At 68.8% G+C, this 5,637-nt stretch carries 4 protein-coding genes; 3 read left to right on the top strand and 1 reads right to left on the bottom strand.

Annotation, left to right across the window (positions count from 1 at the left end; translation table 11 throughout):
- Positions 1-489 precede the first annotated feature (489 nt).
- Positions 490-1,767, bottom strand: a complete 1,278-nt coding sequence (locus VF468_06625; GenBank protein HEX5877980.1) for an MFS transporter — start codon at positions 1,765-1,767, stop codon at positions 490-492.
- Between the two features lie 226 nt (positions 1,768-1,993).
- Between VF468_06625 and VF468_06620 the strand changes: the two genes are divergently transcribed.
- From VF468_06620 to VF468_06610, 3 genes are all read left to right on the top strand, one after another.
- Entirely contained in the window at positions 1,994-4,720 is a 2,727-nt protein-coding gene (locus VF468_06620; protein HEX5877979.1) for a LuxR C-terminal-related transcriptional regulator, read from the top strand.
- Between the two features lie 107 nt (positions 4,721-4,827).
- Complete coding sequence (locus VF468_06615) at positions 4,828-5,088, top strand: hypothetical protein (GenBank protein ID HEX5877978.1); 261 nt, start codon at positions 4,828-4,830, stop codon at positions 5,086-5,088.
- Between the two features lie 53 nt (positions 5,089-5,141).
- Positions 5,142-5,637, top strand: a 496-nt coding sequence (locus VF468_06610) for a DUF4386 domain-containing protein (protein HEX5877977.1), incomplete at its 3' end; no start/stop codon positions are given.

Here is a 5,637-nt window from a genome sequence, read left to right as displayed (position 1 = left end):
CGTTTCGATTCCGGTCCTGTCGGGTGTCGGGGCGGCCCCGGCGGCAACTGGGTCTCGCCGCTCGCTGTGTGCGAGTTCGTACTTCCAAGCTGCGGGCCGCGGGGGAGTTGTGGACCGTGTGGGCGACGCGCGTCTGGGATGTCGATCCCGGTCGTTGAGCGCGGCCTTGGATAGGGGCCGGGCACCGCGATCGGCGCTCGCTGTGATCGATTGTGAAGCTCAGAACCGGCCTCGTCGATAGCGCACTTCGGGCGCGCTTTGAATCGCGGACGGGCGCAGAGAGGTACGGACGCATCGAGCGTCTCAAGGTGGTAAATCCGCAGGTCAGCGGCCCAGTTTGGCCGATGGACGCAGTTGTCCGCAAAGGCTCGCGTTCGCGCTCAATAGCATCGGGGTCTTCCCGATGACCGGTCATGTGGAATGCGTCGCGCTGCTGGAGACAACCGACTCTGACCAGCAAGGGAGCGGTTCGCGCTGATCGCCTTGGGTCTACTTGACGCGTCGGATGGGTGCCACTGCGGCCGCGCCTGCGAGTGCACAGGCTCCGGCAACGGCGTACAGGACGGCGTAGCTGCCGTGCCCTGCTGAAAGCAGGATGGGTGCTAGCGCGGGGGCGAGAGCGAACGGCAGGGCTCCGGCGATGTTGAGGACGCCCAGGTCCTTGGCCGCTGTGAGGGGGTCCGAAAGGACGTCAACGACCAGCGCGAGGTCGACGGCCATGTACATGCCGAACCCCAGCCCTCCGATAGCCATCCCGACCAGATACCCGCTCACGGTGCTGGCGCCGGCGATGACGAACAAGGCGACCGCGTAGGTGGCGGCGGCACTCATCACGAAGACCTTCCGGCGGCCCAGGCGGTCGGAGAGCCGTCCAGCTACAGGTGCGACCGCTACCAAGGCAATGGACTGGGTGACGGTGCCGAGGTATACCTGCCGTGCCACCGCGTCCTCGCTGCTGCCGACCTGCGCGATGAGGTAGTAGGCCTGGTAGGTGACGAGGAACGCGTACGCGGTGACGAGGAGGAACCGGGACAGGAACGCCCACGCGAAGTCCGGATTCCGCCGAGGGCTCACGTAGAACGTCCTGGCCAGTTCACGAAGCGACCACGGCGGCTTGTCTTCTGGGGCGAGGCGTCTGTCGGGTAGGCGCCAAGTGAAGAGGAGCACCGCGATGCCTCCGACGGCGCACGGGACGGTGAACATCAGGACGGTCGAGTAGTCGAACGCCTGCACCAGGTAGGTCCCGGCCACCGACGCGGCGGGGACGCTGAGTCCGAGGAGGCCCGAGACCAGCCCGCGTTGTTGGCTGGGCACCTGGTCGGGCAGCACGGCTGCCTGGGCGGCCAGGGTGGCGTTGAAGAAGACTTGGCAGATGCACCAGCCGACGAGCACGGTCGCGATGTTCGGGGCCATAGCGACAATCAGAGTGCCGGCGGCGCCGACGGTGACGCCGGTCGCCATCCAGGGTCGCCGCATCCCCCTCTTGGACGTGGTGCGGTCGCTGAGTCGGCCGAACAGCGGGTTGGCGACGATGCTCAGGAGCGACCCGACACCGGTGACCAGTGCGAGGTTGCGGGGGGCGGCGTCGATGCCGACGAGGTCGTTCACCTTGAGAGCCAGGGACACCAGGAGCGGCGCGAGGAAGAGCAGGGACCCGCCGGTGTAGGAGACGGCGTACAGGACGATGAAGCTCCACCCCACGCGTTCAGACGCGTGGGGTTCGGTGGCGGTGACTGAACCGGCATCGCGTTGCATCGCACCGGACAAGGTGGCTCCGCAAGGTTCGCCCGAGCGCTGGGTGTTGTCGCCGACCTGCCCTGCTTGGTTCGCCCATGCGGAGGCTCGTCGACGACCCGACGTGACCAGCATGAAACCCGTCGCCACTGCCTGCAACAGGTTCGTTGGGTGCCGGTCTTGACCGGAATGGGTCAGGTGGACTGGTTCTGTGCTCCCCTACCCTTTCGAGCAGGGTCGACGCTGGAAGGGAGTGCCGATGGTTGACGCCTTGGTGCACACCAAGATGGCGTTCCCGCGCACCCGGACGGAACTGGTGAACCGGCCACGGCTGACCCAGGAGCTGAGGCGGGCAGGAGACGCCGCATTGGTTCTGGTGTCGGCGCCGGCGGGGTTCGGAAAGACGACCTTGGTCGCTGCGGCGCTCGATGACGGCACCCCAGTGGCGTGGGTGTCGCTGGATGCTCGCGACGGCGACGGAACCCGGTTCTGGACGTACACGCTGCATGCGCTGGAAGCAGCAAGCCCCGGATGTGCGAGCGTCGCCCTGACGCTGCTCGAGGCCGGGAACGCGGGGATCGAAGAGGTGGTCGCGGGCCTGGTGAACGAGCTGAGTGTGCGGTCGGACCCGCTGACCTTGGTGTGGGACGACTACCACCTCGCCGACACCGCCGAGGTCAGCGACAGCGTCGCACTGCTGCTGGAGCATCGCCCTCCGCAGCTCCACCTGGTCCTCAGCACTCGTGCCGACCCGGCGTTGCCCTTGTCGCGTCTACGTGCCCGCGGTCAATTGGTCGAGTTTCGCGCTGCTGACCTGCGGTTCACCGCTGAGGAGACCGGCCTGTACCTCAACCGCGTCCACAGTCTCGGTTTGGCGGCCGGTGACGTGGAGGCGTTGGAGTCGCGTACCGAGGGATGGGCGGCAGCGTTGCAGCTCGCCGCCGTGTCGTTGCGTGGCCGGGAGGATGCGACGGCGTTCATCGCCTCGTTCGCGGGGGACGACCGGTACGTCGTGGACTACCTGGTCGACGAGGTGCTCGACCAGCAGCCCGCTCACCTCCGTCGGTTCCTGCTGGACACCTCGGTGCTCGACCGCCTGTGCGGCCCGCTCTGCGATGCGGTCACCGGACCCGCCGACGGCATGCCCGGCAGTGCGGTGCTGGAGATGTTCGAACGGCGCAACCTGCTCCTGGTGCCACTGGACGACCACCGCCGCTGGTACCGCTACCACCACCTGTTCGGGGACGTGTTGCAGGCGAGACTGCTCGCCGAGCGCCCCGAGGATGTTCCCGGCCTGCACGGGCGGGCGAGTGGCTGGTACGACGCGGCAGGCGAGGTGGAGGCGGCCGTCCGGCACGCGTTCGCGGCCGGCGACCTGGACCGGGCCGCGGACCTCATCGAGATGGCTACCCCGGAGCTGCGCCGCCAGCGTGCCGAAGGTCTCCTGCGGAGCTGGGTGCCACTCGTCCCGGCCGAGGTGTTGGCGCGACGCCCGGTACTGGCCAGCAACCTCGTCGGCGCGCTGATGGCAAGCAACACGTTTGAGGGCGTCAGTGACCGGCTGGACGCACTCGAGCGCACCCTGTCGTCCCCGCCCGAGTCGCTGACCATCCGCAACGAGGCCGAGTGGGCACGGCTGCCGGCGCAGGTAGCCACGCACCGGGCAGGGTTGGCGCTGGTCGGCGGGAACGTGCCCGCCACCCTTGCCCACGCCGACGACGCTCTGGCCCGAGCCGCGGCGGACGACGGGCTCACGGTGGCGTCCGCGTCGGCGTTGAAAGGTCTGGTGTCCTGGGCCAACGGGGACCTGCTCACGGCCCTGCGCGCGTACCGGGCAGCCACCCAGGGGCTTGCGGCGATGGGGCATGTCTCGGATGCTCTGGCCTGCACGGTGACCGTGGTCGACCTCGAGCTGCAGCGCGGCAACCTGGACGCAGCGCAGGACGCAGCGGAGCGTGCTCTCGACTTGGCTGAGGCCACCGTCGCGAACCCGGGGGGTCCTGGCCGAGTGGTCGTGCGAGGGACGGCCGACATGTGGACGGCGCTGGCTCGCGTGGCCTGGGAACGAGGCGACAACCAGGAGGCAGCACAGCACCTGGGGCGGGCCGGTGACCTCGGTGAGGCCGCCGGGTTGCCACAGCAGCCGTACCGATGGCGGGTCGCGATGGCGCACCTACGGGAGAGTGAGGGCGACACGGCCGCCGCGGCCGCCCTTCTCTCGGAGGCTGCGCGCGTGTTCAACAGCGACTTCTTACCCAACGTCCGTCCCGTCCCGGCCGTCCTGGCACGACTGCACCTACGGGTCGGCGAGCTCGCAGCAGCCCGCAGCTGGGCCGCAACCGCCGGTGTCGCTCCGGGCGACGACTTGGACTACCTACACGAGTACGAGCACCTGACCCTGGCACGCCTGCTGCTGGCCGAGCACCACGCCACCAGCGACCCAGGCCACCTCGACCAGGCGGCTGAGTTGTTGGAACGTCTTCACGATGCCGCGACAACCGCCCAGCGGACGGCCGCACGGGTAGAGGCGCTGCTCCTCCTGGCCGTCGCTGCCGACACCGCCGGCCGTGCTGATGAGGCTCTCTCGCAAGTGCAGACGGCCGCCGGGCTGACGCGGCCGGGCGGCTGGGTGCGTCCGTTCCTGGACGCAGGGCCCCGCGCAGTGGAGCTGCTGGGCGAGCTTGGCGGAACGGGCCGCTTCGTGGAGACGGTGACACGTGCAGCCGGCGGCACGCGTCGACCTCGTGCAGCGAGTCCGGAGCACCCGCCCACGGCGGGCGCGTTGGAGTCGCTGGTGGAGCCGTTGAGCAGCCGCGAACTCGATGTCCTACGACTCCTCGGTTCGGACCTCGACGGACCCGCCATCGCCCGCCATCTGGGCGTGTCCCTGCCGACCGTGCGGACCCACACCCAACACATCTACGCCAAGCTCGGCGTGAACAATCGTCGGGCCGCGGTGCGACGCGCCCACCAGCTCCACCTCTGACCCAACGACCCGACAGGCTCCCGGGACGTCTCCGCGAGGAAGTTCATCACCGCACTCATCACCTGTGATGACGCGCGCTCATCAGCGCCGTTCCTACCTTGCGGGTCATGAGCAGCACCCAGCACGAACATCACGGCGACTGGTACGAGATCCGCATCCAGGGCCGGCTCGACGACCGCTGGTCTTCCTGGTTCGACGACCTCGACCTCTCCCACACCGACGACGGCATAACCGTCCTCCGCGGCCCGGTCGCCGACCAGGCCGCGCTGCACGGACTGCTGCACAAGTTCCGCGACCTCGGGGTCCCGCTGCTGTCCGTCACCCAGACCGACCCCGACAACCCCAGCGACCCCAGCCCATCGACCTGAATCGACCCACATCCAGCCCCGGCTCACCCCGGGCCACCCACCAGGAGGCACGCATGACCACCACCCAGCACACTCGCACCGTCGACCGTCAGCCGGCCGCGGACCCGACGCGACGCGCAGCCACCATCGTCGGCTGGCTCTTCATCGTCACCTACGTCACCTCGATCTCCGCCAAAATCGGGTTCTACCCGCCGCTGTTCGACGGCAACTACGTCACCGGCCCCGGAGAGGACACCCGCGTCCTGTGGGGCGCGTTCATGGAGGCGATCCTCATCATCGCCAACATCGGCTCTGCCACCGCGCTGTACACGGTCGTGAAGCACCGGTATCCCAACCTCGGCCTCAGCTTCATCGCTGCCCGGATCATGGAGAGCGTCTTCATCGGTGTCGGCATCCTCGCCGTCCTCACCGTCGTCACGCTGCGTCAGGACTACGCGGCCGCCGACGATCAGTCCGCCGCCGGCCTGGCCGCCGTCGGAGACGCGTTCCTGGTCATGCAGGAGTGGACCTTCAACCTGGGCCCGATGTTTGTCGTCGGAGTCGGCAACG

This window comes from Actinomycetota bacterium (assembly GCA_036280995.1).
Lineage (GTDB): Bacteria > Actinomycetota > CALGFH01 > CALGFH01 > CALGFH01 > CALGFH01.
The sequence above is the reverse complement of the archived record's forward strand: the minus strand, read 5'-3'. Positions and strand labels throughout refer to the sequence as shown.